Genomic DNA, 24,035 nt, shown 5'->3' on the forward strand with positions numbered 1-24,035 from the left:
AATGAAAATCATGAGTGCAGTTTTGCATTGGTCGGTATCACCACGGATGTGGGGGCTGCTGATGTGCATGGTGTTTGTTGTTTGCTGTCAGGTAACGCTGCAGGCACAGAAAACCGGTGAGCAGCCTCCACCTGATGACAGCGTTATCGTCTTCAGTCCTGCACTGCCTCTGCTCACTGACGAAGCGGCCGCAAAAGCAGCCATCGTTCATACGGGTGGTTTTAACCTTTTGTTTTCGCAGTCAGGATGGGGGGCAGGGGGCTTTTACTCATACAGGCTGGGCGACAACAGCTCGATTGTTGTGAGTGTGGATATCAGCGGACGCCGCAATACAGATGAGTTCGAGAATGCGTGGCTGGGTCCAATACCAGTTGTAGCCGAAAAAGTAAACCGGCTGTTTATGATACCGGCCACCATCGGCTTTCAGTATCGCCTGTTTGCCGACGACTTGCAGGACTCGTTCCGTCCGTTTGTTATGGCCGGGTTTACACCCACGCTGATCCTGCAATCTCCATACATCAGGGACGGAATTTACTATGAGTTTTTTCAGTCGTTTGGGTATGCCAGGACGTATCTGCGCTGGGGCGGTGTATTTGGAGTTGGCTCGATGTTTGGGAATATAGCCGAAGGGTCTGTAGTGGGATTTACCGCCCGCTACTACACCATACCCTTTGGAGGCGACGGATTGGAAAGTATGCGTGATTTCCCGATAACAAACTTTGGCGGTGTTTTTTTAACGCTTAGTGCCGGGTGGACATGGTAAGTAACATTCTGCGGAAACGCATCATGGTTCTGGACGGAGCCATGGGAACCATGATTCAGCCCCTTGCCCTCACCGAAGAAGACTTCCGTGGGAAGCGGTTTCAAGACCATCCTATGGTGGTAAAAGGCAATAATGACCTCCTGGCATTAACCCAGCCCCAGGCACTGCGCAATATCCATGAAGCGTATCTCAAGGCCGGCAGCGACATTATTGAAACCAACACCTTCTCGTCAACCCGTATTGCACAGGCGGACTATGGGCTGGCGGACATTGCATACGAGTTAAACGTGGAATCGGCTCGCATTGCCAGGGATCTTGCCCGGCAGTACACAGCCCTGAACCCGGATAAACCCCGGTTTGTGGCGGGTGCGATAGGGCCAACAAACAGGATGCTCTCCATATCGCCGTCGGTAACCGATCCCGGGCTTCGCTCGATAACATTTACGGAACTTAAAGATGCCTTTGCCGAGCAGGTTAGGGGACTGTTAGATGGTGGTGTTGACGTACTGCTTGTTGAAACGGTTTACGATACCTTGAACGCAAAGGCTGCGTTAAAAGCTATTGCCGAGGTATTCACGTCACGCGGGAGTTCAGTACCCGTCATGGTCTCAGGTACGATTACAGACCAAAGCGGACGAACGCTCTCCGGGCAAACCCCCGAGGCATTCTGGATAAGTATTGCCCATGCCCGTAACCTGCTGAGCGTTGGTCTGAACTGCGCCCTGGGCACTGCCATGATGCGTCCGTACATCGCTGAGCTTAGTGCCGCATCCACGGTTTATACTTCGCTGTATCCCAATGCCGGCCTGCCCAATGCCATGGGTGGATACGACGAAACGCCCGACTTCATGGCCGAAAACGTTCGTGAATACGCACAGGCAGGGTATGTGAACATCGTTGGGGGATGCTGTGGCACAACACCCGACCACATTGCAGCGATTGCAGAAGCTGTCCGCACCCTACCGCCGCGTGCCATTCCTACCGTTCCCAAGCGCTTGCGCATGAGCGGCCTTGAGCCGTTAGAGGTACGTCCCGACAGCAATTTTATTAACGTAGGAGAACGCACCAACGTATCGGGCTCGCGTGCCTTTGCTGCCTTGATCCGTACAGAGAAATACGAAGAAGCCGTTACCGTTGCACGTCAGCAAGTTGAGAACGGAGCCCAAATCATTGACGTTAATATGGATGAAGGGCTTCTGGATGCCGAAGAAGCAATGACGAAGTACCTGCTGCTGGTGGCTGCCGAGCCCGACGTTGCCCGTGTTCCCGTCATGATTGACTCTTCGCGCTGGGAAGTGCTGGAGAAGGGGCTTGGGTGCATTCAGGGAAAATGCATTGTTAACTCGATATCACTCAAGGACGGTGAAGATGAATTTATACGCCGGGCGCAGATCTGCAGGGACATGGGTGCAGCCGTCATCGTCATGTGTTTTGACGAAGCCGGCCAGGCCGATACCGTGGCACGGCGGGTTGAAATCGCCGAACGCAGTTATCGCATCCTCACCGACCGGCTGAACTTCCCGCCTGAAGACATCATCATTGACCCCAACGTCCTCACCATTGGCACCGGCATGGCCGAGCATGACAACTATGCCATTGATTTTTTTAAGGCGGTAAAGCTCATTAAAGATACCCTGCCGTCGGTGTCAGTTAGCGGTGGAATCAGTAACGTATCGTTTTCGTTCCGTGGAAACGAACCCGTCCGCCGTGCCATTCATGCCTCATTCCTGTATCACGCCATTCAGGCCGGCCTTGATATGGGCATCGTCAATGCAGGACAGTTAGACGTGTACAGCGAAGTTGATCCCGACCTGATGCAGCATGTGGAAGACCTGGTTTGGAACAAAAGGCCGGATGCCACAGAGCGGCTGCTTCAGTTGGCAGAAGCCTATAAGAAAACACAGACCACGGCTGCAACCCAGGATGCAGCATGGCGCAGTCAGCCCGTACGCGACCGCATAGTGCATGCATTGGTAAAAGGCATTACCGACTACATTGAGCAAGATTCCGAAGAAGCCCGAACCAGCCTCCCCTCGGCCCTTGCCGTTATCGAGGGTCCGCTAATGGACGGCATGAACGTTGTCGGCGACCTGTTCGGTGCCGGTAAAATGTTCCTGCCCCAGGTTGTGAAAAGCGCCCGGGTCATGAAGAAAGCAGTGGCCTACCTTACCCCGTTTATCGAAGCCGAAAAAAAGGAAGGGGGCTTACGCCAGGCCGGCAAGATTGTGCTTGCCACCGTTAAAGGCGACGTTCATGATATCGGCAAGAACATCGTAGGCGTTGTGTTAGGGTGTAACGGCTTTAGCGTTACCGACCTGGGCGTCATGGTCCCAGCCGAGAAAATTATCGATGCCGCTGTTGAGACCCAGGCTGATGCCATCGGTGTTTCAGGCCTGATTACGCCATCGCTCGACGAAATGATTCACGTAGCCACCGAAATGGAACGTCGGGGAATAACTGTACCCCTCCTTATTGGCGGCGCCACAACCTCGCGCACCCACACCGCCGTTAAAATCGAACCCCACTATTCGGGTCCAACTGCACATATTCTTGACGCCTCCCGGGCCGTCCCGGTGTTAACCTCCTTGCTAAACCACGACATGCGTGGACAATTTGCACAGACACTCCGCCAGGAATATGCGGCCGTTCGGGAACAGTATTCCAGAAAAAACAAGTCCCACAAACTGGTCCCCCTGCAGCAGGCACGCCAGAGCCCCTTTCCCACCCCAGTTAAACCGGCCCCGCCACCAAGGCTACCGGGCATCCATCAGTATAACGACATCGACATCGGACAGGTACGAACGTTTATTGACTGGACCCCCTTCTTTTTGTCGTGGGAGCTTCGGGGCAAGTTTCCTGCCATTCTCAGTGACCCTGAAAAGGGAGCCGAGGCCACAGCATTGTTCAATGACGCCCAGGCAATTCTTGATGAAATCGAAGCCAAACGGCTGCTAACTTTGCGTGCTGTATGTGGCATCTTCCCGTGTTGGCGAACCCAGGATGATGTAGAAGTCGAAGGTTACACCCTGAACTTCCTGCGTCAGCAAACCCTTCGGGCTACAGGAACACCCTACCTTTCTTTGGCTGACTTTATTGCTCCCGGCAGTGATCATATCGGAGCCTTTGTTGTAACTGCCGGACACGGAGTGCAGGAGCTTGTTACCATGTACACTGCCGAAAACGACGATTACAAGGCCATCATGGTAAAAGCCATGGCTGACAGGCTTGCTGAAGCTACCGCTGAGTGGCTCCATCACCGTGTCCGGACTGACCTCTGGGGTTATGCGCGGGAGGAAGCCCTTACGAATGAACAACTTATTGCCGAAGCATACACAGGCATACGGCCGGCCCCCGGATATCCCGCATGTCCTGACCACACCGAAAAGCACAAACTCTTTGCTCTTCTCGGAGCACAGCAGCGAACCGGCGTTGAACTCTCGGAATCTCTGGTGATGATGCCTGCCGCCAGCGTTTGCGGCTATTACATCGCCTCAGAGCATGCCCGCTATTTTGGAATCAGTCAAATTGGAGAAGATCAGCTGGAGGATTATGCCCGACGGAAAAACATGGACATCAGCGAAATACGCCGCTGGCTATCGCAACTGCTGGTATAACCTCATGAATCACCACTGCAGGTTAGCAGTAACTGTACCCTCCTCAAACACACAAACCCCGGATAACCAGTTAAGGAATACCGTACGTGACCCAACCACCCATCCGAATCTGTATCATGGGCAGCGGAGCAGGAACCACCGCCCAAGCCATCATGAGCGCAATAGCAGGTGTTCACTATGCCGCAATTGTGCTGATCCTGACAAACACAAGCAAGGCCGGAATCTGTTCTGTTGCCAGTGCTGCCGGAATTCCTTGTGTTGTGGTGGATCCGGCTGATGGAGCGACCATTGTCCGCGAAATGCGAAATCATGGCGTTGACCTGGTTGTTTTGGCGGGATATCTGAAATTATTGCCGGCGGACGTTATTGCTGCAATGGACGGCAGGGTAGTGAATACCCACCCCGCACTACTACCGCGGTATGGAGGTGCAGGTATGTACGGAAAACATGTGCACCGTGCCGTTGCACATGCCGGGGATACTGAAAGCGGTGTCACCCTTCACTGGGTTACCGCCCGGTATGACGAAGGAGCAGTAATCGCGCAGGCTCGGGTTGCCCTGAAACCCGGAATGAGTCCCGAATCAATCGAACAAACCGTCAGACAAACCGAAAAAGAATGGTTGCCCGTCGCAATTCTGGAGCTGGCTCAATCGTTGTGGAAAAAAAGGAATTTGCTAAATTAGTCCTTGCGTAACCTTTTACAACAACGATTGTTAATGACTGTAGAGTACATCAAAAAAAAAACTTGTCGGTTTTTTTTGATTATGTGCTTCAAATTAGTCATTTTGAGAAATTATTATGCCCAGTAGGTTGGGTGTAATATGTAAAAAATTGAAAACCAATTTAATTGTTATTCATTGTTTCATTCCGAGGTCTTCATGAACCGACGAATTCTACTTCTTGTTTTTGCTGCAGGATTACTAAGCGCAACCGCACTTGTAACCGCCGGCGGAACTGACGGAGAGAACGTACAACGGAGGAGTGGCGCCAGCGTGCCTGTTGACTCTTATCCGCTTCCATTCACCAAGGGTGGACCGAACGCCCGCACCAATCCTGCGATCTCCACAGGATACTACTTTGTTGATTCGGATGACGAAGCGCCAGACTTCTGGCGGCCGGATCCTACCCAGTTTGTAGACACGCTTACCGAGTCTGCAACCTGGCGCAGAATCGTTACTGGCCCAAACCAGTTCCCGGACGGATATTGGACAGACCCCACGCAGAATACATACGGCGGGTTTGCCTATTTCCGTAATCCCGGGCAGGCCACTGACTCTACCGACGACGCGGTAGCCGGACCGATCTCCATCGGGTTCCCGTTTTATTTTAACGGAGTCCGGTACGACTCGATCTATATCTCCACGAACGGCCTTCTTGCTCTTACGAACAGAAGGTATTTCTACGAGTATGATCAGAACGGTTATCCTGTCAATAAAACTGCATTGGAAGTAGCACCCGGTGTATTCTCTGCCTACGATCCGGCATCTGATGACCTTCGTACACGTTCCGGTGACGGACAGAACGATAACACTGCCGATAACTGGGGTTATGAATATGTTGCAATGGGTGGCTCGGTGGCATCGCCAACACGTGGTATTCGTACCCGTACCAACACCCAACTGGACGAAGGGAGCCTGGTTAACTCTAACGCATGGACCACTGTTGGCGGACAGTTTGTTCGCCCGGCTCTTATTGCGCCGTGCTGGGATGACATGCAGGTTTCGGTTTATAACTCTGAGCTCAGCTCTGTTGACGATTTTGGTCGCGTGTACTTTAAGCGCTCACCATCAAACGACAAGTTCACTGTTTACTACGTAAATCTTACCCCAATCCGTACCAAGGTTGCATCGGTTGGCGGCGGTCCGGTCTATACCGTAACCTTTGAACCTGACAACCGTCCCGGTCAAGGTGAGCACTACAGCTTTAATGTGCAGATTACGCTTGACAGGAATGATAGTTCGGTTCGGGTGCAATATGAACGATTCTTTGGTATCGCACCGCGTGGAGCTCTTCAACAGTATCCCGCAACTGTATGGCTGCGTTGTAACTCTACGTTTGGTGTTACAGGCCCGTCACGACGGCTGAACTGGTCCGGCTTCCCGTCTTCAATGCCGGCCTCAACACTGCTTGACTACAATGCACCAAAGTACACGCAATTCACTGAATACTGGTTTGATGACCGTAAGCCTGGATGCGGAACCTGCGGTGTACGTGCAACGTCAACAAAGAATGACTTAAACACAACACCCAAGGACTACCTTGCTGTTAAATTCAAGCAATGGAAGAACATCCTTCGTGTAATCCAGGTCTATTATCGTACACACCCGCTGAACGGAAACTCTCCGCTCGACTTCTCGGTTGAAATTCCATCCGACAAAGCCAACAACTACGAAATTCTGGCTGGTGAATCACGTTTGGGTATCATACAGCCGGTTGCAGTTGTTCAGAACCTGACCAACGACATTCAGGGTCCGCAGGGCGTTAACTACGTAAAACAGGGCATTAATTTCAAGGTTCGCTTCCGAATCATCAATGAAGCAACTGGTGAAATTGTTTACAACACGTCCAAGGCTGTTACAAATTCGGCACTGATGGATCCTGACCTGTCGAACATTTCACTGTGCGATATCAACGGTAAAGAGGTCCCCTACACAGCAAAGCACTTTGTAAAGCCGTACGAATTCGTACGTGTTACCTTCCCTCCATTTGAACCCAACCCGTTTATCGATGCTCAAATTGGTCGGATGTTCACCAGCGTTGTTGCCGAGCCACGAGACTCAAACAACATTCTGCTTGGCGATGAATGGCCGTTCGACGATACCACCGGTATTCGTTTGTTCTCGATGCGCCGCCTGAATGGTTTTAATGATGACGTTACGGAATTCCACATCGTTGGCGGTGCTCCAATGCCGTCTGTGTTGAAGTGGGTAAATATTGAATCGGACGTTGTTGACGGTGATGAAGTAACCAACAATCCGCCGCCGCCACGTGGAACCTATACTGCTGCCAATTCTGCAATCTTCTCGCTGAAGTCACCGGTAATCAGAATGAACCGGATGACGCTTGGTAACAACGATATCCCTAACCTGGGTCAGTTTGGCGGTGACCAGTTACGGTCATTCCCAATTAACCTTGCAAACCGCAAGAAGGCAGTTCTGTCATTCTCCTACCAAAGGGCCGGTAAGCTTACATCAATCGCTCGCGGCTTCTCGGATAACCGTCTGATTGGCCCGGAACATTACGTTAACCTCCGTGTAATGAACAACTTCAACGCAAAAGGTAACCGTAAACCCGACCGCTTGCTGCTTGAATTTGCCACCCCATCCAACGATGGTATTAACGGTATTACCAACATTCCAACCAACAACTGGCGACTGGATATTGCCAAGCTTGGCGGCAACGACTACCTGCAACCATTTACAATTTGGGGTGGTGGCGGTTACGGTCGTGGGTACGATATTAAAGACTACAACATGCAGCTTGCCAACGACTACACACCGCCAACCGGTGGTTTGCGCGAAGACCTGTTCGACGATGGTAAGGACGTTGAGTTCTTTAAAGTGACTATCCCGATCCCGGATACCGTTATGCGCTGGAAAAACGAAGGTGGACGTAACTTCCGCTTCCGCTTGTCGGTTCAGGCAATGAAGAACGCAACACCGCCAATGCCGGCTGATGACGAAGACAACTTCTTTGTTGACAACGTTAAGATCCTCTTCCCCGATGAAGTAACCGACGTTGAGTTCTCCAACATTTCACTGATCTGGCCGTACACCATGGCACCTGCTTCACAGGTTACCCGTATCCCGATCCGTGTAAAACTTTCAAACAACACCAACCTTGCAGCTCCGGCATTCTCGGTACGCCTGCAAATCAAACCCTTCGGTAACGAAGTACAACAGATTTACTGCCGTACCATTACCGTTCCGACGCTTGCCGGTAACCGCGAAGTTCTGCTCCCGTTCCCGGATGCGAACTTCCGGAACACAACACCCGGCCGTTACAAGATTACCGGACGTATCTTCTTCCCGGGTAATGACTTAGATACCACCAATGACTCTACGGCAGCTGACTTTACCATTCTGTATGGTCCGTCATTCGCCTACGAAGAAAACCCGCTCAATCCCGTTAACGATGTTCCCAAACTCCAGTTCTCCGGTGTAACCGGTAAGGGGCTTAACCATCGTGGTTCATCGAATGGCGGTTCAGCAGGAAACTACTATGATGGCGGTTATTTCTATATCGGTGGTGCTCTTGGTGCTCAGTACACCGGTGGTTACCTGAACGGGTATCCGGGCGGATTTGGTGCCAGTGACCAGTACGGTGCTGATGCCGGTAACGCTTCAGGTCAGATTGCAGCCCGTTTTACCCTGTATTCTCAGGATACAGTTATTGGTTATCAGGCTTACTGGGGTGAACTCAACCAGGACTATCTGAACATCTCGTTCTCGCTCTATCAGGACCAAGGCGGTGTGCCGGGTGACACGCGTGTTGCCAACAGCACCATCCTTCGTCGCCGTGGTGAAGATGAAACCGGTCAGTGGACGGAACCCCAGTTTGGTAAGTATGTCACTTATCTGCTTGAAAAGCCTGTTGTCATTGCACCGGGTGAATACTGGGTGTCGGTTGCCCAGATGGGTACTGAAGGCTACGAACTTGGTGCCTCGGCCACAAGAATGGGTATGGTTACCACACTGTTCTCTGACGTTCCAACACTTGGTATTGCCAACAGAACGCTGCTGGTTGACAAGAACTTCCGCGTTCGCAACCGGAGTGGCGCTCTTATCAATGACAACCGCTTTGCATACGAATTAACCCGATTCTCCGGAGACTGGGTACAGTTTACTCCCACAATCGGCAACCCGGGTTATCCGCACCTGAACTCACTTGGCATGAGCCTTGGCTATCCAACATTTACTCAAGGTTCATGGATTCCGCTTCTGCGTCCCTACTTCGGTCAGCGCTCCTATGCCTCACCGCCAGTCTTCGTTGACTGCTTTATTCCTGTAGAGCTCACCTTCTTCGAAGCCAAGGCACGTCAGGCTGGTATTGACCTGTTCTGGGAAACCGGATCGGAACAAAACAATCAAGGATTCAACGTAGAGCGTCGTGTACTGCGCGAAACAACGAACCTCACGTCTGGCAAAACGGGTCTGACCTGTACTGATAACAGCCCGGCCTCCGATGCTCCGTGGGAAAATATCGGCTTCATCGCCGGCGCAGGGAACAGCACCCAAACACTGAACTACCGCTTCTTCGATGACAAGGTAGAAAATGGCTATACCTACGAATACCGTCTGCGTCAGCATGACTTCGATGGTCGTGAGTCGTTCTCGAACATTGTCAGCGTTGTTAAAACCGGTCTCGGTATTGCTCTCGAAAACAACTATCCAAACCCGGTTGCCAACAAGACTACGTTCCGCTTCCGTGTTGTTAACAACTCCAAGGTTAAACTTGAGTTGTTCGACATGATTGGGAACCTGGTTCAAACACTGTACAATGGCGAAGTTGCCGGCTCAACCGGTGAATATGCCGTTGAGTGGAACGGTAAGAATGCCGATGGCCACGATGTTCAGTCTGGCACCTACATGTACAAGCTTACCGCTGGTGACGACATCTTGTCGAAAACACTTACGGTAGTTCGCTAATCCGAAACCTGCACGCTAACCAAAGCCCCCTGCCAAAAACAGGGGGCTTTTCTTTTTTTGTAGCGCCACAGTGTTAATGTTGTAAACCAACGTTTAGCAATGCAATTATGAGTACAGATCCCACAGAGCCGAACCAAACACTGGAATTTGTCCGCCGGGCTTTTCAACAACAACAGGATGCAATCACACGTACGGCAGAAAGTGTCGATGCTGCGTGGGCTGATGCGGCACAGTACATCGCGGCGGCACACTCAGTTGTAACCACCGGCCTGGGTAAGTCAGGCTTCATTGCCAAAAAGATGTCGGCAACTCTTAACAGCCTGCGCATTCAGTCGGCAAGTATGCACCCTGTTGACGCTTTACACGGTGACTGCGGTTTTTTAACTCCGTCCGACGTCCTGGTGGCATTTTCGAAGAGCGGCGAAACTCCTGAGCTGATCGGGTTTGCAAAACACGCCAAAACGATTGGATTGCCTGTTGTGGCAATTACCGCAAGGCCTGAATCATCGCTTGGTGCTCTGGCTTCGGTGGCTGTTACAATTCGGGTGCCGGCAGAATTGGATTCCAATGGTATCATCCCAACGGCATCCACAACCACCATGCTTGTAGTTGCCGACATCCTGTCGCTTCTTGCATCAAAACAGCGCGGTGGAACGGTTGAAGACCTGCTGATCACGCATCCGCAGGGGGCTATTGGCTGGTCGCTCCACCAACGGGTGCAGGATGTTATGCGGTCGGGCGGGCAGCTCCCCAAGGTTTCGCTGCAGGCAACACTTACCGAGGCGCTCTCGGAACTCTCCGGTAAGGGGCTTGGAGCTGTGTGTATCGTTGGTGATGAAGACAGGCTTGAAGGAATCATCACCGATGGTGATATCCGCAGGTTTGTTGCCTCCGGGAAACCGGTTGAGCAAACCCGTGCTTCCGAGGTAATGACCTCGGCTCCGGTAACCATACAGCCGGAGGCTCTGCTTCACGAAGCACTTGTCCTGATGGAACAGCGGGAACGCCAGATTGGCGTACTCCCTGTTACCAACGGACGTATCTGCGTGGGGCTGATACGGATACACGATGTGGTCAAGATGTCGCAGCGGTGAGGTTTGCTGGTACAGGTCTAACCGTTGCCCTTGGGTTGATCTGACCGTACGCTGCTGTGCACTACCGTGGTGGTACAGTTGGTGCAGGTGTAATCAACGGCATCGATCTGCGTGATGGTGCAGGCTTGCGTTGCTGTTGTGGCTGACGTCGTGGGTTACTCCGCACGGCATTTCGCTGTGCCGGCTGCTGGCGCGGTTTAGGCGCAACCACTGCTGGTTTCTGAGCTGCAGGTGTCTTTGGCGCAGGTGCCTTTGCAATAGGTGCTGCCGGTTGAGAATTTTGCTGAGCCTGCGGGGTAGGGGATTGCACTGGAAGTCCCTGCTGTGACGGTGGCTGAGCGCTGCTAACAACATCGGTACGCGTAATAACGATAGAGCGGACGGCTTCGCCCTTCCTGCCAAAGAGCGGCAATGGTTCTCCGTTGCGAATGAAGCGTACACCACCAACATTCGTAACATTGAGAACAAATTTTTTATGTGCGGACCAATTATACTCGGTGCCCGGTACCAGAACCTGCTGCTGCGTACGCTCACCGTCCATCGTTATGGTAATCCAGGCTGAATCAGAAACAACGGCATCTAACCTGATACTGTCAGCATCGCCCGTACCGGATACATTGTCAGGGACGGTAATAACATCGGCTGCCGGAACTCCGGCATCAGTAGTTGGTTCGTCCGACGAACTTGCTACCCACACAAAAATTATAATTAAAATTAATACAGCAAGGACGGCTGCTGCCATTACAAGGCGGGGTCTGTTTCCAAGTGATATGCTGTTCAGGGAACGCAGTGAACCGATTTTCTTAATGCCATCGCCCAGAACTTCCGAGGCGCGGCTAACGCCCTGCTCAACGGCTGCCGTAGCGCGTTGGACTGTTGATTCAAGACCCGATGATTTTGCAGGTGTCTCTGCAGCACGCGGTAACCGTACGGACTCTTCGTTGCCCTCGAAAGAAACGCGCATGAGCTTTTCAAGCTCGGCATGTGTAATGCCCAGGGCAGAGCCAATTGTTTTCACGAACGAACGGATATACACTGCCGGCAGGATATCATATCTGCCACGCTCCAGAGCTTCGATATATGGTTCACGAACCTTGGTAACAACAGACAGGTCTCGAATGCTTAACCCTTGTTGTTCGCGTTCTGCTTTTAGTCTCTGTGCCAGTGGATCCATACGGTTTAAAAGTTATCGCCAACGGAACTGCAAACATGCTTCATTTTTAGCTTGTAACAATGGAATTTAATCAACAGTTTTTCTGGCATGCCTTCTACGTTGCCCTGATGTTTGCCCTTTTACTATGGGGCGCCCTTGCTTACAGGCAGATTATCGATAATTTGTCGGTACGCAAGATCAGGCTGGGCGAAGATCTTCTCATCCTTGCAGATGGGTGGGGTGTGGTGTTTCTTGCGGGAGCTCTGGTTGTCTGGCTGGCCATCACCGTTCAGTGCTTTGTATTCATGAAGCCCGCAATCTACACCTATGCTATACCCATGGTTCTGCTGGTACAACTGGTGCAGATTGCACTCAGGGTGTATTTTCAACGTACCCGAATCCGTACCCACGGCATCCTTATTCGTCCCGTATTCCTGGAGCGTTACAAGGCAGTTGACTATAACGATATTCTTGCCGTACGAATTGCACCACACGGTCCGGTAACCCACCTTCATCTAATTCTTCCCAATGGTGAGTTGCAGTTCCGTATTTTGTCGGTCTATACAGCCCGCCTGGAACGTATCATTCGTGCTTCGGTGAAGGTTCCGGTGTACCGGCGGGACAGGCAAATACACGATTAATCCTCAGAGGTTACAACCATGGTTAAATCTGTTCGAATTGCATCCGGTCAGGGGTTCTGGGGTGATCTCCAGTCGGCACCGCTCCAGCAGGTTTCGCGGGGTCCGGTTGACTACCTGGTCATGGACTACCTGGCGGAGGTGACGATGTCGATCCTTCAAAAGCAACGGATGCGCAATCCTGAACTGGGGTACGCACGTGACCTGATTGACGTTGTGCGAGACGTCCTGCCATATTTGGTAGAACGCAACATCAAGTTAATTACCAACGGTGGCGGCGTTAATCCACTGGCGGCACGCGACAGGATTGCTCAGGTTGCTGCCGAATTGGGGATTACGGGGCTAAAGATTGGCGTGGTAACGGGAGATGATATTCTGGCGGAGATACCGGATCTGGTGGCCGGCGGACATGAAATGCGCCACATGGAGTCGGGAGAACCAATTGCAACGGTACAGAACAAACTGCTCAGCGCAAATGTGTACACCGGAGCCTGGCCGATTGTTCAGGCCCTGGCAGAAGGAGCACAGATTGTTATTACCGGCAGAACAACCGATACCGGTTTAACGCTGGCACCGATGATCCATGAATTCGGGTGGCAGGAGACAGAGTGGGATAAAATGGCGGCCGGAACAGTAGCCGGACATATCAACGAATGCGGCGCTCAGGCGTCGGGCGGAAACTTTTTGGGGAACTGGAAGGATTTGCCGGATATGGACGATGTTGGCTTCCCGATCATCGAGGCGTTTGCCGATGGCACCTTCGTGGTTACCAAACATGATGGTACGGGCGGTGCGGTTACCCGCGAAACAGTATCGGAACAATTGCTGTACGAAATTGGCGATCCAGCCGAGTATATCACGCCCGACTGCGTTGCCGACTTCACTTCGATTTCACTCGAAGACCTTGGCAATAACCGGGTACGCGTTTTTGGCATTAAAGGCAAGCCCAATACACCCTTCCTGAAAGTAAGCGCATCGTACCTGGACGGCTTTGTAGCCTTCGGACAACTTACATACGCCGCCCCGGATGCCTATGAAAAAGCAGTTGCAGCGGATACGATTTTACGCAAACGCCTGGACAAGCTTGGATTGGAGTTCGACGAACTGCGTACTGAATTTGTCGGAATGAACGCATGTTACGGTCCGCAAGCCCTGCCAATCGTACCCAATGAAGTTACTATGCGTATTGGTGCCAGAGCACGTAGCAAGGCAACGATAGAACGCTTTGGGATGGAACTTGCACCCCTGATCCTGACCGGCCCACCCAGCGTTACCGGATTTTCGGGTGGCAGACCAAAACCCAGCGATGTTGTGGCATACTTCCCGGCGCTTATCAACAGAACCGTAATCAAAATGAAGGTGCATGTTGCACGGGTATAGCGTCATTCGTGCATTGTGTTGGGGATTGTCTTCCGGCACATCAGCCGGAGCTCGCAGCCCTGCACTAATAACCATGTTTATTATATTGGCCGGTACCAGCTTGTATGCAATACCGGTGGTGGATACGGTTTTTGCCGATACCGTACCGACAACCCTAACGGTTCATGCTTCAGGTGTTACTGAATCGGCAGATGACAGTTTGTATGTACCCCGGAGCGAGTTCACGTATGCCAATAACCAGCGGTATACATTCCTGGGTGGACGTCCGCTGCGGCACACCAACGTTCAGACTTTGCCGTTGGTGGGTATGGGAGTAGCCTATGCTGCGGTATTTACAGCCCTGCACATCAATCAAACCCAGGCATGGTGGAAGGATAAAACCGGTGGCTGGCACGTGATCGAAGATCTGGAGTACGCCCGATGGCTTGACAAATACGGGCACCTGTTCGCAGGGTACGCAATGTCCACCCTGCCGGCTGATATCCTGATGGAAGCCGGTGTAGAGCAGGAACAGGCGCGCTGGATAGGTGCCGGACTTGGTTTACTCTATCAAACCTATGTGGAGGTTCAGGATGGTTTTGCTGCTAACTGGGGATTCTCGCCGTCGGACGAGATTGCAAACGTTGCCGGGTGCACCTACTTCCTGCTTCAGTATTACGTGCCCTATCTTGAGAATTTTTCGCCGCGATGGAGTTATGTACCCTCTGAATGGACGGGAGGGCGTGAACTCAATGAGCGTCCGAAAACCTTTATCGATGATTACAGCAGCACAACCTTCTGGCTGGCATGCAACGTGCATAATATGCTGCCTGCTTCCTGCAAGCCATACTGGCCAGACTGGCTGATGCTTTCGGTAGGCTACGGAATTCGTAACTATGCTACGCTAGATGCCGCCGGCAACGCACTACCCGTTCTTCAGCGGTTTATGATTGGTCTGGATTATAACTGGGTGAAAATCCTGCCAACGTCGTCGGTTGGCTTTCTGAACTACCTTCGCCAGTGCCTGAACATCATCCGGTTTCCGGGACCAACCCTGGAGTGGGGCGACGAAGGTCCATCGTTTAAATTCCTGTACCCATTTCAGATTTCTGTACCACTGTGATTGCTAAACCAAAGCCCCCTGACAAAGGTGACATTACGCTTAGCATTGTAGTGCCCGTGCTGAACGAGGAGAAACTGCTCGAGCAAACCCTTCGCGTTTTTACACCGGAGCTGCAAGCCAGGTTTCAAGCAGAAATCATTGTTTCGGATGGTGGTAGTACTGACAGCTCGGTGAGCATCGCATTAACACATACGTCCAATGTTGTTGTACATTCCGGTGAACATCGTCAGACCATTGCAGAGGGACGGAATAAAGGGGCTGAGGTTGCGCAGGGGTCAGTGCTGATTTTTATTAATGCCGACACGGTTCCCGCCAACGCCGAAGGATTTCTTGCCACTATTGTTTGTTTTGCGGATAGGCAAGGACGGTACGGCAGGGCATCCGCCCTTGCCTGTCCGGTTCACGTGAATCCATCGGAGGCCAGGCTGTTTGACTCGATTTTTCATCCGTTGTACAACACCTATATTGCACTGTTAAATTTGCTACGAATCGGTGCCGGCCGCGGAGAGTGTCAGATTGTCCGCACTGATGTGTTCCGTGCTGTCGGAGGCTATCGGCCAGCACTTGCCGCAGGTGAAGATTTTGACTTGTTTGCCAGGATTGCTCTTCGTGCACGAGTGATGTTTGCCGGTGACCTGCTGATGTATGAATCACCGCGGCGGTATCGCAGATTTGGATATCTTCGAATTGTATGGTGGTGGTCAGTCAATGCTCTTAGTGTTTTGTTTCGGGGAAAATCATCTTCAGAAGAATGGGAACAGGTACGATAATGGATTATAAAAAAGCTGGTGTGAACATTGAAGCAGGCGAGCTGCTGGTTGAAAAGATAAAACCGGCAGTGGCAGCAACACGGACTGCGGGGGTCCTTTCAGATATCGGACTGTTCGGAGGCTTTTTTGATGCCCGATTTCCCGACTATCGTCACCCTGTTCTTGTAGCCAGTACCGATGGCGTTGGCACTAAACTAAAAATTGCAATTATGGCAAACCGACACGACACGGTTGGACAGTGTCTGGTAAACCATTGTGTGAACGATATCCTTGCATGCGGTGCCAGACCGCTGTTCTTCCTGGATTACTATGCTACCGGGGCTCTAAATGCCGATGTTGCCGCAGATGTGATAACCGGAATTGCAACAGCGTGCAAACAAAATGACTGTGCAGTTCTGGGTGGAGAAACAGCCGAAATGCCGTCGATTTACGCAAATGACGATTATGACGTTGCCGGTACGATTGTTGGTATTGTAGAAAAAGATAGCATCCTGAACGGCAGCAGGGTTGAGGTTGGGAATGTGCTGATTGGCTTACCGTCGGCAGGCCTGCATACAAACGGGTATTCCCTTGCACGCAAGGCGTTGTTTCCGCGTTATGATATTCATGACCATGTGGCGGAACTTGGCGGCAGTCTTGCCGATGCTCTCCTTGCCGTTCATACATCGTACCTGCATCCGGTAGCGCCACTCCTGAATGATAACCTGATTACTGCAATCTCGCATATTACCGGTGGCGGAATTCTTGGTAATACAAAACGGATCCTGCAACCCGGACAGCAGTTGCGGATTGACTGGGGAAGCTGGCATATACCTGCGATATTTACAATTATCCAACATGCCGGTTCGATTGCGGAGGCCGAAATGCGCCACGTGTTTAATCTTGGCGTTGGAATCATACTCGTCGTACATAAGGGGAATGTTGATGCCGTGCTGGAACGTCTTTCGGCTCACCATCCGTTTATTGTCGGCGAGGTTGTTGGCGAATGATACGGTGCCATGGCAAGGAACATGGAAGCAGCCCGTTCGGTGCTGAAAACGGTTTTTGGTTTTGATGACTTCCGGACTGGACAAGTTGATATCGTTACGGCTGTCCTCCAGGGTAAGGATGTTCTGGGCGTACTGCCCACCGGTGGCGGTAAGAGTCTCTGCTTTCAGGTTCCGGCCCTGGTGTTCCCGGGATGTACGCTTGTTGTTAGCCCGCTGATTGCACTGATGACGGATCAGGTGCAAAGACTTCGGCAACGGAATGTTGAAGCAGAGTGCTTACATAGCGGACAGAGTAATGCTGAGCAGCAACAGATTTTTGATAAGGCCCGCCAAGGCCTGGTAAAACTGCTCTATGTAGCACCTGAACGTTTGTCTTCATCCCAGTTTGTTCAGCAGCTGGCAGGCGTTACTGTTAGTCTGCTGGCCGTTGACGAAGCGCACTGCATTTCGGAATACGGTCATGACTTCCGGCCTGCCTACCGACTGATTCCGCGGTTGTTTTCGGTAAAAGCCAGAGTGCCAATTGTGGCACTTACGGCAACGGCAACGCCCGATGTGCGTACCGATGTTACGGCCACGCTTCAGATGATCAACCCCACCGTTATTGTACGTGGGTTCGATCGTCCGAACCTGTCGCTAAAAGTGTACGAAACGGCCCATAAGGTAGAGGCCATAGCAGCAATCGCCATAAAACACAGCACCGAATCTATCCTGATTTACGCCGGCTCTCGAAGAACGACCGAAACGCTTGCAGCCGAACTTGGTAAACGTGGTATTTCGGCAGCAGCGTATCATGCAGGGAAGCATCCCACGGAACGACAAACCATCCAGGAAAGTTTTCTAAATGGAACCGTACCCGTCCTGACTGCCACAAATGCCTTCGGCATGGGTATCGACAAGCCGGATATCAGGTTTGTAATCCATGCTGACCTCACGCTCACGCCTGAAGCATACTACCAGGAGGCTGGTCGCGCCGGCCGCGATGGGAAGCCTGCAGTATGCCTGCTGCTGTACCACGAGTCAGATCGGCGACTCATGGATTTTTTTATCGAGTGCACCTATCCAGATGAACAAACGATAAGCAAGGTATTAAACTATCTGCACTATCAGAATTCTCAGTTGCGCCCGGGTGAGCTGCTACGCGCAGATGAGACAAAGGTGGCAGTAACCCTTCACCTTTCGCATGCACACGTGAAAGGCGTGATGAACCTGCTTGAACGTGAAGGTGCATTAGTGCGTACTTCAGCAGACGGGTATGTGCAGGTCGTGCGCAGAGCATCGGCTGACAGGTTGCAAGAATTTGCGCAGGCTGCACCGGCAACAACCCGGGAAGCTGCCCGTGCCATCAGCAGCCTGCTGATGGGTGCAGATGCACGTGATGGTGTTACCATTTCAATTCGAACGATCTTGCAGCGTAACGGCATTTCGGTCCACGAATTCAGAGAAACACTGAAGGCAATGCTGCTTGCCCGCCTGATTTCGTATAAAGGGCGGGAATCGGATGCCGGTGTTATTTTGCTGACATCAAGCGATTCTCAAATCGGCGATATTGTGGATATGCCGCAGGTTCACCAGCGGAGGGATCGCGCAATTGGGAAATTAAACCTCGTGATTAACTACGCACAGACGGCTGAATGCAAACGTAACTATCTGCTTAATTACTTTGGCGATGTTACTCACTCGTCGCGGTGCGGACGTTGCAGCTCCTGTACCGAAACGAAACAGGTTCCTTCAATTTCGTCCCGTGATAAAGGTACCGAACGGGCAGTCGTACAGTGCGTGTATGAACTACGAAATCGGTTTGGTCGTAATGTTGTTGCTGATGTTCTCACCGGGACCGCATCCGCTAAGGTTATTCAGCACAATCTGCATCACGCAGCATCGTGGGGAGCACTGAAAAGCTATAACAGGTCAGAAGTTATGCGGGTTATCGATGGCTCAGTCGTCCGACAAATGTTGGTGCTCACGGGGAGTCTGTTCCCCCTGCTCGGAGTGTCGGAGAAGGGGCTGCGGGCATACCGTCCGATGCCTCGGCAACTTGAGTTGCGAGCACCAGTCGTTGATGAAATGTTTGCAGCCGCCGTAAAGGCACTCCTGGATTTTCGGGACAGTACAGCCGACAGGGAAAACAAAGCCCCCTCCAGCCTCTGTTCGATGGCTGCAATCGAACGTCTTGCGTCAGATATGCCCAAATCGGTGAAGGAGCTTGTCCCGCCAGTGCATGGTGACGGTATTTTTCTGGCACACTATTCAGATGAGATACTACAAGTTCTTAATAAAGTGCGAATGCAGCAAGCGGGAAGGATCCCTTCAGCACGAATAACTGAAACAACACGAAGGGTTGTAGCATTGGCGGAAACATCTACTTCGCTGGCCCACCTGGCAGAGCGGCTGCGTTTAACTGCGCCACAGGTTGCACAGCAACTACAGCTTGCTATCGAAGGCGGAGTATCGGTAAACCTCTCCACACTGATTCCAGCTGAGGTCTTTGAGCAGGTTGTGCGGTTTGTTCGTAACCATCGCTATGCCCGGTTACGTCAGGTCCGGGAATACTTTGGTAACGAAGTTGATTATCCGGTCTTGCGAGTTGCTGTTGCTGCTGCCCGTCGGGAACTCTACGGGGTGCCACAATGAAATGCAGTTCCGTAGTATTCTGGCTGGGTGTTTTCTGTGCTGCGTTAGCAGTGATACCTCTGCATGCTGCAGAGATGGTACTGTTGTTGCATAACCGACAGGTGTTGCCAGCAGGGGTGTCAAATCCGGAATACGTTGTCCCTGCTGAAGCTGTAAGCTCCAAACACCGTCAGATTATCCAGGCAGCTAACGGGCGATCCGTGTTTGAGCGGCTGCAGCGGTACGTTGTTGTCAGCGTCAGCGACTCAGCCGTCCATACAATCTATCACAGTCCTGCGGTAGAGCAGGCCTGGGTGTTGCGCTCGATACCGTTGCACAACGAACCATATTCGCAGGATTCTCTCTCTGCTGACCAATATGCCCTTGGTATTCTGAAAGCCGTGAAATGTTGGGAACTGGCAACCGGAAAGGGTGTCAGGGTTGCTGTTGTAGATACCGGAATCGATTGGGATCATCCGGATCTGAAAAACAGACTGGCGGTTAATCCGGCCGAAGACATTAACAAGAACGGAACGTTTGAACCCTGGCCGTCAACAATGGAAATTAACGGAGTCACAGGTGATCTTGACGGAGCTGACAATGATGGGAATGGCTACACTGATGATGTAATTGGTTATGATTTTGTTCATCAGCGTGTGGCGAATATCGGCGATACTCGAGATCGTGATCCGATTCCTGCCGATGAGCAGGGACACGGTACGTCGGTAGCAGGTGTGATAGCCGCTCAGGCCAACAACGACATTGGTATTGCGGGTCTGGCACATGGTGCCCGCATTGTAACGCTACGTGCGTTTGACGCTACCGGGAATGCTGACGAAGGTAACATTGCCGCTGCCATCGTGTATGCCGCACTTAACCAAATACCTGTCGTGAACATGAGTTTTGGTGACGGTGTTGACTCGCCGGTTCTCAGGGATGCTGTTCAGTTTGCAGCCGCTATGGGCTGTTTTCTTGTTGCGTCTGCCGGTAACACCGGAACCGTATCGCGCCAGTTCCCTTCCGGCTACAATAACGTTCTGGCCGTAGGTGCAACCAATGCCAGAGATGTTCGGGCAGTATTTTCCAGTACCGGGTCACTTGTAAACATGGTTGCTCCGGGTGAAGCAATTGTTACCACCGCCGTTGGAAGCCGCTATCGTACCGTGAACGGTACGTCGTTCTCAGCACCGTACGTTGCAGCCACCGCTGCCCTGATGCTCGAGCTGCATCCCGAACTGACGGCGCAGGAAATACGTGGGGTACTGCTTGAGACGTGCAAGGACCTTGGCGCCTCCGGGTGGGACAGAGAATATGGTACCGGACGGCTTGATTCGTATGCGGCACTTACACATGTGGGGACGTCGGCGGTTGACATTACCTATCCCGAAAATGAAACCCAAATAACAATTGCAAACACTCCGATCTCTGTAACGGGATCGGCGTATGCCACGCTGTTCAGCTCGTATCACGTGGATGTGGGCGAGGGTGTGGAACCAGACGAATGGGTCACGGTAGCCCAGGGAGACCATGCCATAGCCTTTGGTGAACTGGCTTCGATACCGGCCTCGCTGTTTACCGGAACTGAGTACGTTATCCGCCTGGTTGTTCGGTTAAAAACCGGCGCTGTTATCGAGTCCCGACGTCGGATCTATGCCGTAAAGCCCGCCGATACTCTCCGGATTATTCATGCCGATGTTGTGCAGGCGTGGAAGGATGACAAACGCGTTGGCATCCTAACAGTCCAAACGTCCCGACCAGTACAGGTGGCACTGGCAGGCAGCCCGGCCAACCCGGATGACAGGGAAGTGTTCGATGCACGTGCATCCACAATGTTAAGTTTTGAGATTAACTCTGAACGATGGGGCAATAACGGCCCGATCCGGGTGCAGTGTGTAGCTCAGAATGGTGATACCGCTGACATTACCATCCCGTATTCTGTTAACCCGGAATCAGCACCGGTTTTGGGATGGCAGCAAAAATCGTCAGGCAACTTCACCGGGTACGTACTCAATACAGTGCAGGACATTACCGGCAGCGGTAACGAAGAGTTTTTAATGAGCGACTTACAGACCGGTGTATTCGGTCCGATCGTACTCATGCAGCGTGTAGGAGTTGACTTTGTTGCCGGAGATAAAACCGATCAAATCTGGATCCCTCGGGGTATTTGTGACGCTAACGGAAACGGCATTACTGAAGTGCTTGCCGGTATTTCCGGCAAAACCGTGCTGTTTGAACGAAGCAGCTCAGGTAATAACCCGTTCGGCCATATCATTTACGCTGATACCGTAACAGGCAATACACCGGCGGGAGTAGCAGATATCGACGGCGACGGACTCGATGACCTGGTGCTTTTGTCAAACTCTGCATGCGTGGTGGTTGGCTGGCGTCATAATTCGTGGACTGAAATTGGCAGAATTGAAAATCCAACTCCACCAGCTGCAGGCAATGCTGATAACAGAATTGACGAAGTCAGCGTGGGCATCGGCGACTTTGACGGTGACGGCGCAATGGAAATTGCGTTTTCAGATACCGACGGAGATCTGGTGATTGCCGAATATAAAAACAACGAATTTAAAATAGTTTATACACTGGAAGGATCCGGGGTAGGGGGCTCTGGCTATGTTGCTGCCGGCGACGTAACCGGTGATGGTAAACCGGATGTTCTGGTTGGCGTACCGGACGATCCGTATATCAACTCCAACCGTGAGTATGGCAGACAGACCTGGACATACAGATTGATTACGTCAGATGCACCGAACTCGTATCTCGTAACCTGGGAAGACCGTGTATCGGGAGTTCGCTATGGATACGGGTACCGCAACGGGGTAGAGATCGCCAATGTTGACGGCAGGCCCGGCGATGAAATGATTATCTGTGCATTCCCCAGAATGTACGTTTTTACAACATCAGATGCCGGGACCATTGTGCCCATCTGGTTCCGCAGTGGTGTGGTAACCCCCCGGTTTCTTACTCATGATTTCGATCGTAACGGCATCGCTGAACTTGGCTATGGTGTTTCTACCCAGGGCTTTGGTTTAATGGACAATTTTGATTTTGCCGAATATGTTGGTTTTGCTTCAAGATTAGAACCGCCGTCCGGCGTTCGAGCAGTAAGCCTTGATTCGGTGAAGGCACGGATAACCTGGAGCTCCGTACCCAATGCAGTACGGTATCGCGTGTACTGGAATAGCGATGGGAGCGGACTATTCCGAATATCTGACTCAACGGAATCGACGAGTTTTGAGGTTGATACACTAACCGCTAACCGGATGTATCGCTTTACGGTGGTTGCCATTGCAGGTGACCCAGGTCAGAACAGCCAACGATCTGCTATCGTTCCGGTTTACACCGGAGACCGGCTGAACGTTGTCCGGCTGACACCTGCTGTGACTACCACCACCCGGGCAGCGTCAGACCTTCAGCTGTTAATTCAATTCAGCGGACCGTTGAGCGACTCTGGCCTTGATGCAGGCAAAATCAGGCTTACCAATAGCCAGGGTACCGCCATTGCAGCTGCACGAAGTATTTCGCTGGGCAGTGATTCAACCGTGATAGTAAGCTTTGGTAGTATTGAAATTCCTGCCGGAGCATATCGTGTTGTTGTAGATCCGGTTTCTGATGTGCACCTAATTCCCACAAACCCGTCAGCCCACGAACTGCTGGTTATTGCCGATACAACGCTCCCTGAGCTGCGTCTGGAGCGTCTGGATGTAGTCCAACCAACGGAGCTGATGTTATGGTATTCAATGCCTGTAACCGAAAGCGCTCTGGCACCTGAGGCATATACAATCCGACCGTATGGCGTGGTAGAGACTGTGGAACGCATCGCCGATAATCAGGTCCGCCTGAACCTTGCCTCGGATCCGCCCCTTTCGGCTTTGGGGGTTACGTATTCGCTGACGGTACGCGATGTGGCATCCGTAAGCGGTATCTCAATAACACGGGGGCTGGGCAACACGCTGAGTTTTGTTCTCACGATGCCCAATGCTGGCTCAGTGTTTGTGTATCCACATCCTGTACGGCTCAACGCCAGCACTGAAATTACGTTTGCCAACCTTCCGGCCAAAGCCGACATTGAGATTCTTGACCAGCGGTTCAGTGTGATTCAAACGCTAAGCGAGTTTAGCGGTACCGGTGGCCTTACCTGGGATTTGCGTGACCATAACGGAGTGCGCCTGTCACCCGGAATTTATTACTATCGCGTTTCCGGCATTAACACTCAAGGTGAAGCCAGTCAGAGTCCGCTGCTAAAATTATTGATAATGCGCTAA

13 protein-coding genes are annotated in these 24,035 nt (G+C 52.0%); 12 read left to right on the forward strand and 1 reads right to left on the reverse strand.

Annotated elements, in window-relative coordinates; genetic code table 11:
* Position 1 precedes the first annotated feature (1 nt).
* The 5 genes from HRU79_09155 to HRU79_09175 all read left to right on the forward strand — a co-directional run bounded on the left by HRU79_09155 (position 2) and on the right by HRU79_09175 (position 11,119).
* Positions 2-763, forward strand: a complete 762-nt coding sequence (locus HRU79_09155; GenBank protein QOJ26801.1) for a hypothetical protein — start codon at positions 2-4, stop codon at positions 761-763.
* Positions 757-4,377 carry a methionine synthase gene (metH, locus tag HRU79_09160; GenBank protein QOJ26802.1) on the forward strand — a complete coding sequence of 1,207 codons (3,621 nt, stop codon included), beginning with the start codon at positions 757-759 and terminating at the stop codon, positions 4,375-4,377. Before HRU79_09155 ends, metH begins: the two co-directional genes overlap by 7 nt.
* A gap of 86 nt (positions 4,378-4,463) precedes the next feature.
* Positions 4,464-5,060: a phosphoribosylglycinamide formyltransferase gene (locus HRU79_09165; GenBank protein QOJ26803.1), complete on the forward strand. Its 597-nt coding sequence runs from the start codon at positions 4,464-4,466 to the stop codon at positions 5,058-5,060.
* Positions 5,061-5,255: 195 nt separating this feature from the next.
* The gene (locus HRU79_09170) at positions 5,256-10,025 is read left to right on the forward strand and encodes a T9SS type A sorting domain-containing protein (GenBank protein ID QOJ26804.1); all 4,770 of its coding nucleotides are present in this window, start codon (positions 5,256-5,258) and stop codon (positions 10,023-10,025) included.
* 107 nt (positions 10,026-10,132) lie between these two features.
* Positions 10,133-11,119, forward strand: a complete 987-nt coding sequence (locus tag HRU79_09175; GenBank protein ID QOJ26805.1) for a KpsF/GutQ family sugar-phosphate isomerase — start codon at positions 10,133-10,135, stop codon at positions 11,117-11,119.
* 61 nt (positions 11,120-11,180) lie between these two features.
* On the opposite strand, the gene HRU79_09180 is transcribed toward HRU79_09175, so the two are convergent.
* Complete coding sequence (locus HRU79_09180; GenBank protein QOJ26806.1) at positions 11,181-12,293, reverse strand: DUF4115 domain-containing protein; 1,113 nt, start codon at positions 12,291-12,293, stop codon at positions 11,181-11,183.
* 59 nt (positions 12,294-12,352) lie between these two features.
* Here HRU79_09180 and HRU79_09185 point away from each other — a divergent pair, with 59 nt between their 5' ends.
* The 7 genes from HRU79_09185 to HRU79_09215 all read left to right on the forward strand — a co-directional run bounded on the left by HRU79_09185 (position 12,353) and on the right by HRU79_09215 (position 24,035).
* Positions 12,353-12,913 (forward strand): hypothetical protein, encoded by a 561-nt coding sequence (locus tag HRU79_09185; GenBank protein QOJ26807.1) that lies wholly within the window; start codon positions 12,353-12,355, stop codon positions 12,911-12,913.
* A gap of 18 nt (positions 12,914-12,931) precedes the next feature.
* Positions 12,932-14,290 carry a DUF1446 domain-containing protein gene (locus HRU79_09190; GenBank protein ID QOJ26808.1) on the forward strand — a complete coding sequence of 453 codons (1,359 nt, stop codon included), beginning with the start codon at positions 12,932-12,934 and terminating at the stop codon, positions 14,288-14,290.
* Positions 14,291-14,363: 73 nt separating this feature from the next.
* Entirely contained in the window at positions 14,364-15,392 is a 1,029-nt protein-coding gene (locus HRU79_09195; GenBank protein ID QOJ26809.1) for a DUF2279 domain-containing protein, read from the forward strand.
* A complete protein-coding gene (locus HRU79_09200) occupies positions 15,389-16,162 on the forward strand; it encodes a glycosyltransferase (protein ID QOJ26810.1) in 774 nt (257 codons plus the stop codon). The genes HRU79_09195 and HRU79_09200 overlap by 4 nt, the downstream gene beginning before the upstream one ends.
* Positions 16,162-17,151, forward strand: coding sequence for a phosphoribosylformylglycinamidine cyclo-ligase (locus HRU79_09205; GenBank protein ID QOJ26811.1), 990 nt, complete (start codon positions 16,162-16,164; stop codon positions 17,149-17,151). The genes HRU79_09200 and HRU79_09205 overlap by 1 nt, the downstream gene beginning before the upstream one ends.
* Before the next feature lie 9 nt (positions 17,152-17,160).
* A complete protein-coding gene (locus HRU79_09210) occupies positions 17,161-19,785 on the forward strand; it encodes a RecQ family ATP-dependent DNA helicase (GenBank protein ID QOJ26812.1) in 2,625 nt (874 codons plus the stop codon).
* On the forward strand, positions 19,782-24,035 hold the full coding sequence (locus tag HRU79_09215; protein QOJ26813.1) for a S8 family serine peptidase: 4,254 nt from the start codon (positions 19,782-19,784) through the stop codon (positions 24,033-24,035). Before HRU79_09210 ends, HRU79_09215 begins: the two co-directional genes overlap by 4 nt.

Source organism: Ignavibacteria bacterium, assembly GCA_015709655.1.
Taxonomy (GTDB): domain Bacteria; phylum Bacteroidota; class Ignavibacteria; order Kapaibacteriales; family Kapaibacteriaceae; genus OLB6.

What these genes read in the sequence shown, in the direction of transcription:
- HRU79_09155 (QOJ26801.1), top strand. Translation starts at nt 2, where the DNA reads ATGAAAATCATGAGTGCAGTTTTGCATTGGTCGGTATCACCACGGATG.
- metH (QOJ26802.1), top strand. Translation starts at nt 757, where the DNA reads ATGGTAAGTAACATTCTGCGGAAACGCATCATGGTTCTGGACGGAGCC.
- HRU79_09170 (QOJ26804.1), top strand. Translation starts at nt 5,256, where the DNA reads ATGAACCGACGAATTCTACTTCTTGTTTTTGCTGCAGGATTACTAAGC.
- HRU79_09175 (QOJ26805.1), top strand. Translation starts at nt 10,133, where the DNA reads ATGAGTACAGATCCCACAGAGCCGAACCAAACACTGGAATTTGTCCGC.
- HRU79_09180 (QOJ26806.1), bottom strand. Translation starts at nt 12,293, where the DNA reads ATGGATCCACTGGCACAGAGACTAAAAGCAGAACGCGAACAACAAGGG.
- HRU79_09185 (QOJ26807.1), top strand. Translation starts at nt 12,353, where the DNA reads ATGGAATTTAATCAACAGTTTTTCTGGCATGCCTTCTACGTTGCCCTG.
- HRU79_09190 (QOJ26808.1), top strand. Translation starts at nt 12,932, where the DNA reads ATGGTTAAATCTGTTCGAATTGCATCCGGTCAGGGGTTCTGGGGTGAT.
- HRU79_09195 (QOJ26809.1), top strand. Translation starts at nt 14,364, where the DNA reads ATGTTTATTATATTGGCCGGTACCAGCTTGTATGCAATACCGGTGGTG.
- HRU79_09205 (QOJ26811.1), top strand. Translation starts at nt 16,162, where the DNA reads ATGGATTATAAAAAAGCTGGTGTGAACATTGAAGCAGGCGAGCTGCTG.
- HRU79_09210 (QOJ26812.1), top strand. Translation starts at nt 17,161, where the DNA reads ATGGCAAGGAACATGGAAGCAGCCCGTTCGGTGCTGAAAACGGTTTTT.
- HRU79_09215 (QOJ26813.1), top strand. Translation starts at nt 19,782, where the DNA reads ATGAAATGCAGTTCCGTAGTATTCTGGCTGGGTGTTTTCTGTGCTGCG.